Annotated in this window: 16 protein-coding genes and 2 tRNA genes; 11 read left to right on the forward strand and 7 right to left on the reverse strand. The window is 32.3% G+C overall.

What is annotated here, in order from left to right:
* Positions 1 to 85: 85 nt before the first annotated feature.
* Positions 86 to 2515 (reverse strand): DUF5916 domain-containing protein, encoded by a 2430-nt coding sequence (locus HNP35_RS06130; RefSeq protein ID WP_184157726.1) that lies wholly within the window; start codon positions 2513 to 2515, stop codon positions 86 to 88.
* 299 nt (positions 2516 to 2814) lie between these two features.
* On the opposite strand from HNP35_RS06130, the gene HNP35_RS06135 reads away from it, so the two are divergent.
* Positions 2815 to 3540, forward strand: a complete 726-nt coding sequence (locus HNP35_RS06135; RefSeq protein ID WP_184157725.1) for a murein L,D-transpeptidase catalytic domain family protein — start codon at positions 2815 to 2817, stop codon at positions 3538 to 3540.
* Here the strand turns inward: HNP35_RS06135 and HNP35_RS06140 are convergent.
* Positions 3529 to 5112, reverse strand: a complete 1584-nt coding sequence (locus tag HNP35_RS06140; RefSeq protein ID WP_184157724.1) for a L,D-transpeptidase family protein — start codon at positions 5110 to 5112, stop codon at positions 3529 to 3531. The genes HNP35_RS06135 and HNP35_RS06140 overlap by 12 nt on opposite strands.
* Before the next feature lie 2 nt (positions 5113 to 5114).
* Positions 5115 to 5552, reverse strand: coding sequence for a GNAT family N-acetyltransferase (locus HNP35_RS06145; protein WP_184157723.1), 438 nt, complete (start codon positions 5550 to 5552; stop codon positions 5115 to 5117).
* Between the two features lie 135 nt (positions 5553 to 5687).
* On the opposite strand from HNP35_RS06145, the gene HNP35_RS06150 reads away from it, so the two are divergent.
* Together HNP35_RS06150 and HNP35_RS06155 are read left to right on the forward strand one after the other, a co-directional pair.
* Positions 5688 to 5760: transfer RNA gene (locus HNP35_RS06150), tRNA-Gly, on the forward strand.
* Between the two features lie 71 nt (positions 5761 to 5831).
* A tRNA-Gly gene (locus HNP35_RS06155) sits at positions 5832 to 5904 on the forward strand.
* A 135-nt stretch (positions 5905 to 6039) separates the two neighbouring features.
* Here HNP35_RS06155 and pepE read toward each other — a convergent pair.
* Entirely contained in the window at positions 6040 to 6747 is a 708-nt protein-coding gene (pepE, locus tag HNP35_RS06160; RefSeq protein WP_184157722.1) for a dipeptidase PepE, read from the reverse strand.
* 165 nt (positions 6748 to 6912) lie between these two features.
* Between pepE and HNP35_RS06165 the strand changes: the two genes are divergently transcribed.
* From HNP35_RS06165 to HNP35_RS06200, 8 genes are all read left to right on the forward strand, one after another.
* A complete protein-coding gene (locus tag HNP35_RS06165) occupies positions 6913 to 7680 on the forward strand; it encodes a carboxypeptidase-like regulatory domain-containing protein (protein ID WP_184157721.1) in 768 nt (255 codons plus the stop codon).
* Complete coding sequence (locus tag HNP35_RS06170) at positions 7667 to 8437, forward strand: carboxypeptidase-like regulatory domain-containing protein (RefSeq protein WP_246453342.1); 771 nt, start codon at positions 7667 to 7669, stop codon at positions 8435 to 8437. Before HNP35_RS06165 ends, HNP35_RS06170 begins: the two co-directional genes overlap by 14 nt.
* Complete coding sequence (locus tag HNP35_RS06175; protein WP_184157720.1) at positions 8424 to 9152, forward strand: carboxypeptidase-like regulatory domain-containing protein; 729 nt, start codon at positions 8424 to 8426, stop codon at positions 9150 to 9152. Before HNP35_RS06170 ends, HNP35_RS06175 begins: the two co-directional genes overlap by 14 nt.
* The gene (locus HNP35_RS06180) at positions 9142 to 9897 is read left to right on the forward strand and encodes a hypothetical protein (RefSeq protein WP_184157719.1); all 756 of its coding nucleotides are present in this window, start codon (positions 9142 to 9144) and stop codon (positions 9895 to 9897) included. The genes HNP35_RS06175 and HNP35_RS06180 overlap by 11 nt, the downstream gene beginning before the upstream one ends.
* Positions 9894 to 10400 (forward strand): DUF6702 family protein, encoded by a 507-nt coding sequence (locus HNP35_RS06185; protein ID WP_184157718.1) that lies wholly within the window; start codon positions 9894 to 9896, stop codon positions 10398 to 10400. The genes HNP35_RS06180 and HNP35_RS06185 overlap by 4 nt, the downstream gene beginning before the upstream one ends.
* Before the next feature lie 67 nt (positions 10401 to 10467).
* Positions 10468 to 12711, forward strand: a complete 2244-nt coding sequence (locus HNP35_RS06190) for a M1 family metallopeptidase (RefSeq protein ID WP_184157717.1) — start codon at positions 10468 to 10470, stop codon at positions 12709 to 12711.
* Positions 12712 to 12864: 153 nt separating this feature from the next.
* Positions 12865 to 13212 (forward strand): Sec-independent protein translocase subunit TatA/TatB, encoded by a 348-nt coding sequence (locus HNP35_RS06195; protein ID WP_184157716.1) that lies wholly within the window; start codon positions 12865 to 12867, stop codon positions 13210 to 13212.
* Complete coding sequence (locus tag HNP35_RS06200) at positions 13212 to 13775, forward strand: phosphatase PAP2 family protein (RefSeq protein WP_184157715.1); 564 nt, start codon at positions 13212 to 13214, stop codon at positions 13773 to 13775. Before HNP35_RS06195 ends, HNP35_RS06200 begins: the two co-directional genes overlap by 1 nt.
* Positions 13776 to 13944: 169 nt before the next feature.
* Here the strand turns inward: HNP35_RS06200 and HNP35_RS06205 are convergent, their stop codons facing one another.
* From HNP35_RS06205 to HNP35_RS06215, 3 genes are all read right to left on the reverse strand, one after another.
* Entirely contained in the window at positions 13945 to 14667 is a 723-nt protein-coding gene (locus HNP35_RS06205; RefSeq protein ID WP_184157714.1) for a phytanoyl-CoA dioxygenase family protein, read from the reverse strand.
* A 167-nt stretch (positions 14668 to 14834) separates the two neighbouring features.
* Positions 14835 to 15476: an O-methyltransferase gene (locus HNP35_RS06210; protein WP_111284805.1), complete on the reverse strand. Its 642-nt coding sequence runs from the start codon at positions 15474 to 15476 to the stop codon at positions 14835 to 14837.
* Between the two features lie 115 nt (positions 15477 to 15591).
* Complete coding sequence (locus HNP35_RS06215; RefSeq protein WP_184157713.1) at positions 15592 to 15957, reverse strand: hypothetical protein; 366 nt, start codon at positions 15955 to 15957, stop codon at positions 15592 to 15594.
* Between the last annotated feature and the right edge of the window lie 37 nt (positions 15958 to 15994).

Raw genomic sequence — 15994 nt, forward strand, 5'->3', positions numbered from 1 at the left:
GCGACATTTATGTTTAATAAAATGAAGTGTAACAAAAAATAGTAATTTAATTATAGAAATCTTTATTTTTTAAAATTAATTCAGACTAAGCTCTTCTTCTAACTTTATTTTTAACAGCATTATAGTCAATAAAATATTTTACGCTGATAGAAAAAATGTGTTTTAAAGCGTCATTATTTAAAAGATTTGAAACGTTGTGTTTGAAATCTTTATCAATAATTCGTTCAAAATTAGCAGCATTATTTCTGTACAAAGCAGAGAGCTGACTTCCTGGGGCAAACCACCAAGAGTAGGATAAATCGGCATTCCAAGAATAGAAACTGGAATTTTTATTGGTTGTATAGTCAGGATACGGACTTAAATCTCCATTTGATTCTAGCATTAAAATATTTTTATTATCAGCATAAGACCAATATTGACGAACAGCTAAATTAATCGTCATTGTACTGTTTATGGCATATTTTCCGCCTAAAGTGTTGGAGTAGGTAATAACATTGCGATTTGCAAAAATTATGTCGTTAGGTGTATTTGAATTATCGTCAGAATCAATTTGATCAATATAACCTTTGTTGTTATTTCTTCTAAAATAGCTAAAGAAATAAGTCAATAATAATTTGTCGCTAAAACGGTATCTCGGACCAATATCAAAGCCGTATGAAATCCTCTCAGATTCATCGAAAACATTAAAAGTTCCATTTAAATCTATGGCAAATTTATGATTGTAATTTGTTGAAATACTTCCCCAAGTTTCGATTCTTCTCGGAATGGCAACATATCTATTATCGGCGCGTGGTTCGTAGTAATCGTAAGTTTCTAAAGGGTAAAAAGTAATTCCTGTTCCGTAATAATTATTTTTTATCGTAGTTAAATTTAGATTTGCATTAATGTTGTTGTCTTGTAATTTTCCAGATTCTTTATTGAATTCTGTGTACATATTATAGTTAATCCGAAAAGTATTGAAACGCTTGGTCGGATTTAAAATTCTATAATTGGCATTTCCATAAAAATTATAATAATTAGTGTAGAAATTAATTCCCAAATCATTCGGATCGAAATCTTTAGTTACAAAATCAGTTCCAAAACTATATCGGTAGTTTCCGCTTGTTTCGGCAAAAGTTATGGTAGAATATACGCCGGTTTTGTCTTCAACATCATTAATAAAACTGTATTTTACATTTCCAAATAAACTGTATGTATTGGCTTTAGTGTTTAAATCCCAAGCCAGGCCGGTTACGTTTGCATCTCTAAAATGACCGTTTCGGGTTACATTTGTATTAATTAAAGTAACAGAAGAATTTTTTCTGAAACGTTGATCTAGAACCAAAACATTATAATTAGTAAGAGGTTCTACCACTTCTCGTCTGGTTTCTCCTGTAATGGTGTCTTTTATAACAGCGAAGGTTTTTTCGGTAACAGCGTTTAAAACTCCAATTCCTAATCCGCCTTTTGTTCTTCCTGAAACCTTTAAAGCATTTAGAAGATTTACAGCAGACGGAATCTCACTGATTTCTTCATTTTCGTTTAGTTCTGGCTCGGCAGAGGGCGCGCCGCCGATTCTTCTAGAATAGAACATTTTTCCTTTGCTAAACAAATCGGTTCCTTCTGTAAAAAAGGCTCTGTTTTCATTAAATTGTTGTTCAAAAGGTCCAAGATTCAATATTTGATCATCATATTTTGTTTGTCCAAAATCAGGAATTAAAATGGCGTCTACAGTAAAAGCATCATTAATTCCGTATTTTATGTCGATACCACCTTTTATGGTTCCGTATGTTTTTTGGCCTTCTGCAGCATTTAGATAATAGGATGCATAAGGCATAAGAAACAATCGAGTAGGAGGTTTGATATTTTCAATTCCTTCTAGAATCCCTGCCTGTTGTGTAAAACTGCCAATTTTTCCATCTACAAAATTCCAAGTGTATTTATAGCGTTCACGTTTTATTTCCCTAAAAAAATTGATGCCCCAAGTTTGTTTGTTTTCTGGCGAAAAACGCAAGGCAGAATAAGGAATTTTTATTTCTACAATCCATCCATTTTCAGTCAAAGTGGCTTTACTGATCCAAACAGCATCCCAAGAATAATCTTCTCCATTTGCATCAGTCATAATGCAATCTCCTTGTACGTCGGCAGCAGAGACATAAAACATAAAATCCTGTTGTCCGTCGTTAAAACCGTTTATGAAAACGCCAAATAAATCTGCCGTTCCAAAATTGTCTCGTTGCGAGATTTCTTTTAAAATTTTAGATGGTTCATTATCGTACATCATAGCGCCAATGTAAACGGCATCGTTATTATAGAGTACTTTGACTTCTGTTCTTTTTTCTTGCGGAATAGCTTTTCCATTGTCGGGATCCAACATCACAAAATCTGTAGCGATTGGTGCATTTTGCCACGCCGCCTCGTCTAGTTTTCCGTCAATAATAATGTTTTGTGGAGTTGATTGAGCAAGAATAGTTTTTTTCTGCCCATAACTCCACATGGTCAATAAAAAGAAACCGAAGTAAATTAATTTTTTCATTAAAGTTTTATGCAAAATGCCCTTAAAAGCACATTAATTTATGAAATATAGACATCATTTTCTTCTACTTGTTACAGTTTAAGTTTCAAAATTCCCACTTTTTTTTGAATTTCTTAAGAAAATTCCTCAAAATGTTAAGTTTTCAACCATAAGAAAAAATCTTACAGAATCGACATAATTATGTTAATAATGTTAAAGTTTAGGCAAAAAACGCCTGAAAATCAGGGTTGTATTTTGCAAGGAATGAATTTTTTCTACTTTTGCCTTACCCAAATTTTTGTTTAACCTAAAGAATTTCAATGATTTACAAGATTTATCCGTTATTCGTGTTTTTGCTATTGTCTTTTGCTAAAGATTCTAAAAACACTGCCGATCTAAAAAAGAACGCGACTGAAAAAACGATTGCTAAAGTTGAAAAAGTAACTGTTGATTCAAAAATCGAAAGCGTTTACAGTGCCCTTAATTCAAACAATTTTAAAATGCCAGAACTTAAAACTTTTTCGGAAGCTTTAAAGGGATTTTATTTGTTGAAAGAGAGAGGAGTTATCAAGAAAAACATCTTGACTCTTATTGATTTTAGTTTGTCATCAAATACAAAACGTCTGTGGGTTATTGATTTGACAACAAATACCATTTTATACAACTCACTTGTTGCGCACGGAAGAAATACTGGAGAAGAATTTGCTACGGCATTTTCAAATCTTAATTCATCTTTCAAAAGCAGTTTAGGATTTTACGCAACAGGAGAAATTTACCAAGGGAAACATGGTGCTTCATTACGTTTAGATGGTTTAGAAGATGGTGTGAATGATAATGCACGCGAAAGAGGTGTTGTAATGCACGGGGCAGATTATGTGTCTGAATCTTTCATCAGAGATCACAAAAGATTAGGAAGAAGCCAAGGATGTCCTGCACTTCCAGTTGAATTGACGAATGAAATCATTCAATTAATAAAAGACAAATCGTGTTTATATATTTATCATCCGTCAAGAAGTTTTGCGATGGAAGAAAGGCTAATTTCTTAATTTAGCATATAAATCCGAATCTAAATTATAAATATCAGCTCTAAAAAGGAGCTGATTTTTTTTGCTCCAAGCGGTCCAATACCATTGATATAGCGCGTACTTTTTGGTGATTTTAAAACTCATTGTTTTTTTGGTCGCAATAATGGTGTCAATTCTGTCTTGAGGCCAGTTGCCATCTACATCTAATATATGCTGCGCCAATTCTAACGGATTTTCAACACGCACACAGCCAGAACTCATGGAACGATTGTTTCTTCCAAAAATATTACGATGATTCGTATCGTGCAAGTAAACGCTATGGTGATTTGGGAATAAAATTTTCATTAAACCCAATGAATTGTAGTATCCAGGACTTTGTACATAGCGATAATTGTTCGGTTTGTTTTCGTTCCAATTAACCGGGTCGACAACATTTCCAGACGAATCATAAATCGTAATATTCTTTTTGGCTAAATAATTACGATTTCGTTTCATAGCCGGAACAACGTCTTCTTTTAAAATTGTTGGAGGAACGGTCCAAGTCGGATTAAAAACTACAGTTTTTAAAACAGAAGTAATAATAGGAGTTCTTCTTTTGCTTGTTCCTACCACAACATTTCTAACCAAAGTGGTATCTTGATTTTCAACAACATTTAAGCTGTAATCGGGAATGTTTATAATAAAATAATTTTCTGCAAATTCACTCGGATACCATCTCCAACGCTCTAAATTGGCAATAATCTGTTCTCTTCTTTGTTCTTTTGAATAATTTAATGCTTTGATCGTTCCAACTCCAATCACTCCATCTGCAGCTAATCCATGTCTTTCTTGGAATTTTTTAACGGCTTCAAAAGTTTTACTGTCATATATCTTTGTAAGGCTATCTCTTCCGGTTAAATCGTTCCAGTAGCGCAATCTCTTCTTAATATTAATTAAAGCAGAATTGGTGTCATTTAAAACAATTTTTTCAACCGATTCTATTGTTTTAATTTCATCATCAGGAAAAGTATTTATAATTTCAAGTGCTTTAAGCAACTGTTTGTAAGTTTGTGTTTTAGGTTGGATATTATCAACGATGCTATCTAATTTGTTCTTATTGAAAGCTTTAATTAAGACGTTGTTTACATCAAATACTTTTTCATCAAGATCCCAATTGCCGTAAAGTTTCTTAGGGTCAAGCTTTCCTTTATATAGATCATTTAGGTATTTTTCAAAATTATAAGTCAGCAAAATATCATAAGTTGCTAAATCTTTATCATTAAGAGAACCTATTTTAGTTTCAAATTTTTTCAGTTGAGATGCTTTATAATCCTCTGGATTTAAGCCTAATTCATCTGATTTTTCTAATTGAGATAAAACATATTTTCTTTTTTGAAGATTTCCCCAAACGGTTTGGTTTTCAGAAGCAATGTAAAATTGTTTGAGTGTTTCGCTCTTGTAAGCGCCAATTATAGCAGTATCTATATCGACTTTTCTTTCATCAGTAAGTATAATTGCTGGTGCTTTTTTAGGAGCAGCAGGAACAGGTTTGGGCGTATCTTTTTTGCAGCCCACAACAATGCATATTACCAATAAAAAGTAAAGTTTTTTCATTCTTATAATTTTTTAAACATCAAATAATGTTCGCCAACGTCTTTAATATCAAATGATTCACCTAGGGGTTGGTAATTCAGTTTTTGATAAAAGCCAACAGCTGCCGTTCTGGCGTTAAACCAAATCAAATCAACTTTGTTTGCATTGCAGTAGGTTTCACAATGTTTAACCAAAGCCTCTCCAAATCCCATTTTTTGATGCGTTTCTAAAACTGCCATCCCACGAATTTGAGCTTGATTTTGCTCGGCAAATATAGTGTTGATTTTTTGAAATAAGGAAATAATTCCTATTAATTCTTTATTAACAAATAATCCAAAATGATGGGTTGTGTCCAAATCATCTCCTTCGAAGATACAGCTTTCTATTGGTTTTCCCGCTCTTAAAACTGGCTGACGAACGATAAAAGTTTCTTTTGATGTAATTTCTTTAATTGTAATCATGATTTTTTTGAAAAATATTACTTTTATAACTTTTTAATTTTAAATAAGTTATAAAAAATTGTTGTTTTTTATTGAATTTTTTTGAGGAAAAGCTTGTTTTTAACTGAACTTTCTTTTTATCTTTGCACCACCAATGCGAAAGTAGCTCAGTTGGTAGAGCTCCAGCCTTCCAAGCTGGTTGTCGCGAGTTCGAGCCTCGTCTTTCGCTCTAAAAATAAATAATTTTTAGATTTTTATTTTTTTAAAGATTAAAATTATTTATATTTGCACCCTGTTAATGCGAAAGTAGCTCAGTTGGTAGAGCTCCAGCCTTCCAAGCTGGTTGTCGCGAGTTCGAGCCTCGTCTTTCGCTCTTCAAAAGCCTCAAACACTGTTTGAGGCTTTTTTGTTTTTATTCTTTTTTTAAACCATATAAGTTATTTAAGTAAATTAAGTTTTGGTTGAAACCTTTTTTAAATGAACTTATATAACTTACATGGTTTAAGGATTAGTTCAGATTGCTTAAATCACTTTCGGTTTCTAGTTCAATTGGAGTTTTATTTTGTTGAAATAAGCGAGCTGATAAGTTTCCTTTCAGAGTGATTTTTTCTCCTTTAACTTCAAGCCAACTTCCTTCTCTTAAGCCTAAAACTGGAATGGAATTAAAAGCATGAAATTCTTTAATTCTCGTTTCGCGCGTTTCTCCCATATGTTTAGACTGCAAATCAGCATCCAAATAATGCGGATTTAAATTGAAAGGAATTAATCCTAGAGTCTGAAAACTTGGCGGATAAACGATAGGCATATCGTTAGTAGTTTGCATTGATAATCCGCAAATATTGCTTCCTGCGCTTGAGCCTAAATATGGTGTGCCATTTTTTACAGTTTCAGAAAGTAACTGCATAACGTTATTTTTGTAAAGCTGTGTAACGAGCAAAAAAGTATTTCCGCCTCCTGTAAATATTCCTTCTGCATTTTTTACTGCATCTTGAGGGTTTTCAAATTCATGGATTCCTTTAACGTCAATATTAATTGTAGCAAATGCTTCTTTGGCTTTCTGTGTGTATTCGTCATGCGAAATTCCGCTTGGACGTGCGTATGGGATGAACAATATGCTTTTGCAATCTCTAAAATGCGATTGTAAAACAGGTAAAATATATTCTAAATATCCTCCTCCGTGTAATGTTGAGGTACTTGCGATGATAATGCTTTTCATGATTTATAAACGGGTAATTTTTGTTTGTTAAAGATATTAAAAACTCTGTTTTCGTGTCGATTTTCAAAATTTTAATTAACATTTTTTTACCAAGTCGTTAATATTAAATTTGGAGCGTATTGAGATATTTTTACCGTTTTAAGAATATTTTTAATTTATTTCATTTTGATTCAGAAAATTACTTGCTTTTTAGTTGTTTTAACGGTTCAGACTTGCTTTTCTCAAGTACAAGACCGATCCATTATTAATGGGAAGGTTGAATCAAATACTTCCGATTTGAGCGGTATTTATGTTATTAATGCTCAAACAGAAGAAACTGTTACAACAGATACTTCTGGATCTTTTTCGATTTTAGCAAAACCAGATGATGTGCTGGTTTTTTCGTCAATAAGTTACAAGGAAAAAAGAATTTTATTGAAGGCGGAGGATTTTTCTAATCTAAATTTTACTGTAAAATTGAATATGGTCATGTATCAATTACAAGAAGTTGTGATTAAAAAATATGATAATATAAATGCGGAAAACTTAGGTATAATCCCTTACGGTCAAAAAAAATATACTGAAGCTGAAAGAAAACTGCATACAGCGACGGCATTAAATGCTACAGCAAATGGAGGAGGAATGGTTGGCGGATCTATTTCTGCAGATCCTTTGCTTAATTTTTTCTCTGGAAGAACAGCAATGTTGAAAAAAGAGGTTGCTGTCGAGAAAAAAGAGTTTTTAATGAAGCTTTTGGAGAATATGTTTAGTTTGGAACATTTTATAGAACGCTTGAAAATTCCGGCAGAATATGTAAAAGGGTTTGAATATTATGCCATAGAAAATGATAAGTTCACGGTTGTTTTAAATTCGAAAAATAAAACTTCTACAGAATTTTTGTTGGGAGAATTGGCAGTGAAATATAAAGAAATGCTTGCTGTTGGAAACAAGTAAAACCATATCAGCTGTTTTTTTTCTGTTTGTTGTTCAAACTGGTTTTGGGCAGACAGAATTAAAGCAATTATATGGAAAAGTAATATTGAATTCTAAACCGGTAGAAGGAATTAATATAACCAATAGCAATTCACAAATAAATGTGATTTCAGATGTAGAAGGTAATTTTTCAATTCCAGTAAAAGAAAATGAAGTTTTGGTTTTTTCTGCAGTCAATTTAAATCCTCTGAAAAGGCGAATTACAAAAGATGATTTTGCGTCTTCAGAACTATTGATAGTTGAAATGACAACTAAAGAGCTTGAATTGCAAGAAGTTGTTGTAAATGAAAATACAGCTATTACGGCTGAAAATTTAGGCATAATTCCTAAAGGGCAAAAGAAATATACGCAGGCAGAAAGGCAATTAGCGACAGCTGGAGATTTTAAGCCGATTATGTTATTGGGGCTTTTGGGAGGCTCGATGCAACTCGATCCGTTAATTAATAAAATCAACGGAAGGACAAAAAGATTAAAAGCAAATGTTGAAATCGAAAAAAGAGAAAAAAATCTTCAAAGATTAGGCTATTTGTTTGATGATGCCTATTTTGTCCAAAAGTTGCAAATACCTGAAGAAAATGTAAATGAATTTAAGCTTTTTGTAACTGAAAATACAGATTTTTGTGCAATTTTAAATTCAAAAAATAAGACTTCTGCAGCATTTCTTTTAGGAGAATTGGCTGTAAAGTATAAAGAAATAATTTCTAGTGAAAATAAGTAAAAACATATCTCTAATCGCTCTTGTGTTTTTTGTTCAAATCTGTTTTGGGCAAAAGAACGATTCGAAGCAATTAATTGGAAAAGTGGTAGAACATTCCACTCCGATTGAAGGAATTAATATCATTAATAATAGAACCCAAGTAGCAACCGTTTCAGATTCTGAAGGTAATTTTTCGATGCAGGTGAAAGAGGGAGATGTTTTGGTTTTTTCTGCTGTAAATCTTGAGCCACAAAATCATAGAGTTGTTTCTGGTGATTTGTATCCTAATATTTTGGTTGTTAAAATGACTGCGAAAGAAGTAGCATTAAAAGAGGTAGTTGTAAATGAGAATGCCAATATAACGGCCGAAAATCTTGGAATAATTCCATACGGACAAAAAAAATACACTCCAGCCGAAAGAAAAGTTTATACTGCAACTTCGACTTCTGTAGACAAGCTTTTGAATGCCATTTCAGGAAGAACCACTATGTTGAAAAAAGAGGTAAATGTGGAGAAAAAAGAAGCGCTTTTTAGAAAACTAGAATATCTTTTTGAGGAGAATTATTACACAGATAGATTGAAGATTCCGGTTGATGATATTAAAGGATTTCAATTATTTTGTGTAGATGATGCCGATTTTGCTGTATCTTTGAATAGTAAAAACAAAACAATGAGTATGTTTTTAATCACAGATCTAGCAAGAAAATATCTAACAATTCTCGAAAATGAAAAATAAATTAGGAGTACTCGTTGTCTGCTTATTTTGCCAAATTGTATTAGGGCAAAACGGTTCAAGAAAGCCATTACACGGTCAGGTTTTAAATGACTTTTTATCTATTGAAAGTGGTTATGTTATGAATATCAATGCCAATGTCAGAACATTTATCGGTTCTGGTGGTTTGTTTGATATTATGGCGCGGCCAAAAGACACTTTGTTGTTCTCTGGATTGGCATTTCAATCGAAAAAAATCATTTTAACAGAAAAAGATTGTGCTGAAGTTCTTTTCGTAGCAAAATTAGATTTAGTAAATAATCAGCTTAAAGAAGTTGTTGTTCATAAAGAGTTAAAAGTCAAAGCACTTGGAGGCGGTTCACAAGGAATTGTAGATATGCAGTTTGAAGATGATAAGCAATCTACGGCAAAGAATAATGCCATGCTTTCAGATCAAACGATAAAATATGGAATGGATTTCGTTCGTATTTTTAAAGATGTTAAAAAACTTCTTAAGAAGAAAGATGATATAAAAGATGAAGAAATTACAGATATTGCTTTTGTAGAATATGCTAAAGATAATTTCACTAAAGATTTTTACACGAATACATTAAATCTTAAGGAAGATGAAATCGAATTGTTTTTAATGTATTGCTCAAACGATCCGCATTCAAAACAAATGGTAGATCCTGATCAGAAATTCCAATTGATAGATTTCATGATTAATAAGAATAAAGAATTTAAGAAAGCTGCTGCTGTTCAAAAATGAAAAATAAATTAGTTTACTGTTTGCTTGCAGTTTTATTTGTATCCACTTCGGCATTTACTTTTCACAAATTTTATGTCGGAGTTTTTCAGGTCAATTATGCTGCCGAAAAAAAGATGTTTCAAATTACTTCCCGCATTTTTATTGATGATTTGAATAATGCGATGGAGAAAAAGTATAATAAAAAGACGTTTATTGGTACAAGTAAAGAAACGCAGGCAGATATTGATTTATTCAAAAAATACCTTTCTGAAAATTTCTCCATAAAAGTCAACGGTCAGTCAAAAACGATAGCTTTTTTATCTAAAGAGGCAGAAGCTGACGATGTTTTAGTTTGTTATTCTAGAATTACGAATGTTGACAAGTTTAAAACATTAGAAATTTCAAACACAATCTTAGTAGATTGGAACTCAGAACAGCAAAACATTACACATATTTCAGCATTTGACACAAAAAAGAGTGTTCTTTTTACACAATCTTCAAGGAAAGAAGTGTTAAAATATTAAATGAAGTCAGGAAATTATGTTTTAATTATTATTTTCACAGCCTGACAAATTACCTTTTTAAGATTTTATGAAAAAACTTTCATTTTTATTGCTTTTTCCAGCAATTTTAATTGCGCAGGAAAATGCAGGAACAGCTCCTGTTAGACAACAAGGAAAATACGATACCAATAAATTTAGCCAAATGTATGATTTATTGGCGACTCCAAATATGTTCCGTACAGCTTCTGGAGCTCCTGGTCCAGCTTACTATCAGCAGCAAGCAGATTACAAAATTGATATTGAATTGGATGATAAAAACTCAAAATTAAGCGGATCTGAGGTTATAACATACAGTAATAATTCTCCTGATTCGTTAGAGTATTTATGGGTGCAATTAGATCAAAATCAAGCTAAAGCCAATACGCAAACTTCATTAGCAGAAAGCGATAAGATAAGTCAGGTTTTAGCGCTTGATGGTTTTTCTTCAAAATATTTGAAGAAAGATTTGGAGCGTGGATTTAATATCGAGCAGGTAAAAGATGCGAAAGGAAACGCAATGTCGTATACCATCAACGAAACTATGATGCGTATCAATTTGACTTCACCTTTAAAACCTGGAGAAAAAATTTCTTTCTCTATAAAATGGTGGTACAATATCAATAACTACAGAAAAGAAGGCGGTCGTTCGGGATATGAATTATTCGAAAAAGACGGTAATAAATTATATGTAATTGCTCAATTCTATCCAAGAATGGCAGTTTACAATGATGTTGAAGGATGGCAGAATATGCAGTTTTGGGGAAGTGGAGAGTTTGCTCTTCCTTTCGGAAACTTTGATGTAAATATTACAGTTCCTGCAGATCACGTAATTGATGCAACAGGAGAATTGACAAATAGAAGCGAAGTTTTTACTGCTGAACAAGTAAAAAGATACGAACAAGCACAGAAATCTTTTGATAAGCCTGTTGTTATTGTAACGCAAGCAGAAGCAGAGGCGGCTGAAAAAGGCTTTTCTGAAAAGAAAAAAACTTGGAAATTCAGCGCTAAAAATGTTCGTGACTTCGGAATTGCTTCTTCTAGAAAATTCATTTATGATGCAATGGCTGTAAAAATTGGAAACAGAACTGTGATGGCAGAATCTGTTTATCCAAAAGAATCAAATCCACTTTGGGGAGAAACTTCTACAATGGTTGTGGCGCATACTTTAAAAAGTTATTCTTCGCATACTTTTGATTATCCTTATCCAAAAGCAGTTTCAGTTTCAGCAGAAGATCAAGGAATGGAATATCCAATGATTTGCTGGAATTATGGCCGTCCAGATGAAAATGGTGTAACAAGTAAAGAGGTTAAAAACGGAATGATTGGTGTTGTAATTCACGAAGTTGGACACACTTTCTTCCCGATGATTGTAAATTCTGATGAGCGTCAGTGGACTTGGATGGATGAAGGTTTAAATTCGTTTTTAGAATATTTAGCAGAACAAGAATTAGATTCTAATTTTCCTTCAAGAAGAGGGCCTGCAAAAAATATTGTTCCTTACATGAGTGGTGATCAGAAATTTTTGGAGCCAATTATGTCGAATTCAGAAACGATTCATCAGTTCGGAAATAACGCTTACGGAAAACCAGCTACAGGTCTTAATATTTTGAGAGAAGTGGTTATGGGAAGAGAATTGTTTGATCATGCTTTTAAAACGTATGCGAACAGATGGAAATTCAAACACCCAACTCCAGAAGATTTCTTTAGAACAATGGAAGATGCTTCGGCAGTAGATTTGGATTGGTTTTTCAGAGGATGGTTTTATTCAACTGATTTTGTAGATATCGGAATTAAAGAGGTAAAACAATATTATGTTTCAGAAACGCCAACCGCAGATCTTAAAAATGTAAAAGTTAGAAAAGGTCGTTTCGGATTTGAAAAAGGTCCTTTCGTTTACTTAGTTGCTGGAGATAATGCAGAAGTAAAAGCGTCTTCTAAAAAAGCTTTACAAGTAGAAGATTTTAAAACTTTGGCAGATTACGTAAATCAGACTTTTACAGCTGAAGAAAAAGCTTCTATTAAATCTCCTAAATATTTCTACGAAGTTGAGTTTAATAAACCAGGAGGAATGATTATGCCAATCTTAGTTGAAATTACATACGAAGACGGTACAAAAGATAATTACAAATATCCAGCTCAAATTTGGAGAAAAGGTAATGAGTCGGCTAGAAAAGTGTATGCTACAACTAAGGCAATTAAAAGCATTCAGATTGATCCACAATTGTTGACTGCAGATATCGACGTAACTAATAATTCTTGGCCAAAAGTAGAAACAAAGTCAAAATTTGACTAAATAAATAAAAAGTTATTGTAAAAAGTTCATCAGGTTTGAAAAAGCTTGATGAACTTTTTCTTTTTATAAATGCATTTTAAAGGACTTTTTAAGTTAATTTTAAAACTCTAAGCTCCAAAATTTAATATCTTTGCGACAACAAAAATAAAAGTTATGTTTGGTATAGGAGGAGGAGAATTAATTTTCATACTATTTATAGTGCTTATGCTTTTTGGTTCTGATAAAGTGCCGGAAATTGCCCGTACAATGGGAAAAGCCATGGCGCAATTAAAAAATGCAACCAATGATATTAAAAGTGAAATTCAAAAAGGAGCAGAGGCTAATGGTCTTGATTCTAAATCTTTGAATGATATTACTGGAAATATCAACGCAGAAATTAATAATGCAAAATCTAATTTACTTGGAGATACAGGAAATCTTTTAGGAGATACAACTAATGAAATCGAAAAAGTAAAAGAAGATATTGATTCTCTTTCTGGACCTATAAAACGCCAAAGATAATGCTTGAAAAAATACAGGAATTAGATAAAGATCTTCTAATATTTCTTAACGGGCTAGGCTCTGAAACATACGATAAATTGTGGCTCGTTATTACCAATCAGTTATATTGGACGCCGTTTTTTCTATTGCTTTTTTATCTTATTTATAAAAAAATAGGAGGCAAGCAAACTTTGTATTTATTGCTTTTTATAGCTGTTTTAATTGCTTTTACAGATCAGACTTGTAATTTATTCAAACATACTTTTCAGCGTTTGCGTCCTTGTAACGACCCAGAAGTAAACACTATTATTCGAGTTGTTCAGACTAGAAAATCGTTTAGCTTTTTCTCTGGGCATGCTGCAAATACAATGGCAGTTGCAACTTTCTTGTTTTGGGTTTTAAGACGCTATTTTAAATATATAGGTTTCTTATTCTTATGGCCTTTAATCTTCGCTTATAGCCGAATTTATTTAGGATTGCATTTCCCAGGCGATATTCTTGCTGGATATTTCTTTGGAGCACTTTTCGGATCGCTTATTTATTTAGTGTATAGAAAATTGAAACCGCAATATTTTCCGGGATAGAGTTTTTTGAAAGGGGCTAAGGTTCTGAGTTGCTAAGATTCTAAGATTTTTTTTGACAATGTTTTCCTTGGAGATGCACTGCAGTGCGTCTAACATTAAATTAGAAAATTTTTAAATTATAATAAAAAACCTCCAGTATAAGCTGGAGGTTTTTTGTTTTTATATATTTTTAATTTTGAAAAACCGTTTTCTCGCTCCATTCAAGTCCAGCTGGAAGTTGTTTTTTGCTGAATTCAATATGAATAACTCTTCTTCTTTCGTTATTTGTAGTTTTGTTAGAGGCATGAAAAAGTAGGGGTTTCATAATCATTATACCGCCTTTTTCGACTTCACAAATTGTTTCTTTTTCATTTTCAAAATCCAGATTCTCAATTCGAATTATTCCTTTCGAATGTGAGTTATTAATAACTTTCAAAGCACCATTGTCTTTAGTTGTTTTATCAATATGAATTCTGATGGTGAAATTGTCTTCTAAAATTTCTGTCGGAGGCTGAACCGCAAACTGATTCTGTTTTAAAGTCCAATTCTCAAAATTCTCAATTTCAATTTTTTTGTCAACCGAAATAGTCAAATCCTGATGATAGGCTACAAACCAATTTGATTTTTCAGGTTTATCAAAATATATAGATTTAGTTATGAAATAACCACTTCCAAAATTAGACTCGATAATTTCTTTTAAATTTTCATTAAAAATAAAATCTAAAGTTTCAGGTATTTCTTTGTGAAATTGTCTGATGGCAAATAAATCTTGTGACTTTCTGAAAGTTGCATTTTTAGAATCGCTTTCAGTTGCATTTTCAATTAATGTGATTAACTGTTCAATCTCATTTTCAGTAAAAACATTATTAATTATTGAGAATCCTTCAGAGTTTATTTCGGTACTATGATTCATGTTTAAAAAAGTTCTTGAATTGCTTCTAGCTTTAGCTAGAGGTTTTTTTATTGGGAAATAGAAAAGGCTTTAGCCGAATTATCGATTCTTTGATTTGGCTAAAGCCTCTAAATATTTATTTGATTTTGTTCCTCCAACTAAAGCTGGAGGCAATTCATTAGATTTCTTTACAGTACTCTTGAAACCGTCAATCCATCGCGAATTGGCAATAAAACCGTTTCAACTCTCGGATCATCTTTCAAAAGCTGATTGTATTCTAAAAGTACTTTTGTGCTAACATCATTTGGATGAACTGGCTCCAAAATCTTCCCGCTCCATAAAACATTATCAGATAAAATGATTCCGCCTTTATTCATTTTTGGAACAATCATTTCCCAGTAATTTAGGTAGTTTTCTTTATCTGCATCAATAAAAACCAAATCAAATTTTACATCTAAATCTGGAATAATATTTACAGCCTCTCCTAAATGCTGAAAAATTTGTTTTCCCCAAGGTGAAGCATCAAAATACTTTCGTTGAAAATCAACCAATTCTTCTTTGATATCAATGGTATGCAATTGTCCATTTTCCTGCATTCCTTCGCATAAACATAAAGCAGCGTAACCAGTATAAGTTCCAATCTCTAAAATATTTACAGGACGAATTAATTTAGAAAGCATGCTCAAAACGCGTCCTTGAAAATGACCGCTTAACATTCTCGGTAAAAGTATTTTTTGATAGGTTTCTTTATTGAGTTTTGCTAATAATTCTGGTTCGTTTTCAGAATGCTGTTCGATATAATCTTCTAATTCTTGTGATATAAAATGCATGTTGTAGTATCTTGTAATTTCAGAGACAAAAATACAAAAAATATTGGCGAACTATTTAGCATAAAAAAACCATCCGACGTGGCGGATGGTTTCTAGTTATTAGCTTTTAATTTTTTTATTTTTTTAAAGCCTCATTTACTTCTTTAGCTGTTTTTACAGTTCCGTCTTTGGCAGCTTTAGCAGCATTTTCAACTTTTTCTGCTCCTTTTTTGGTAGCATCTTTTACGTCTTCAGCTGCTTTTTTAGTAGCGTCTTTTACATCTTGAGCTGCTGTTTCTGTTGCATCTTTTGCTTTAGTTGCAGCACTTTCTGCTTTGCTTACTGCGCTATCTTTTACTTCTTCGATATCAGACGTTAGAGAATCTACTTTGTTGCCAAGAGTCAATTCATCTTCAGCTGGTTTGTTTTCTTTTTTCTCGCATGATTGAACTGCGAATGCTAATAATGCGATAACAGCTAAACTTAAAATTTGTTTTTTCATAATTTCAATTTTTTTTAGGTTGATAAAACTTAAAGGT

The sequence above is a fragment of the Flavobacterium notoginsengisoli genome (assembly GCF_014207905.1).
GTDB classification, from domain to species: domain Bacteria; phylum Bacteroidota; class Bacteroidia; order Flavobacteriales; family Flavobacteriaceae; genus Flavobacterium; species Flavobacterium notoginsengisoli_A.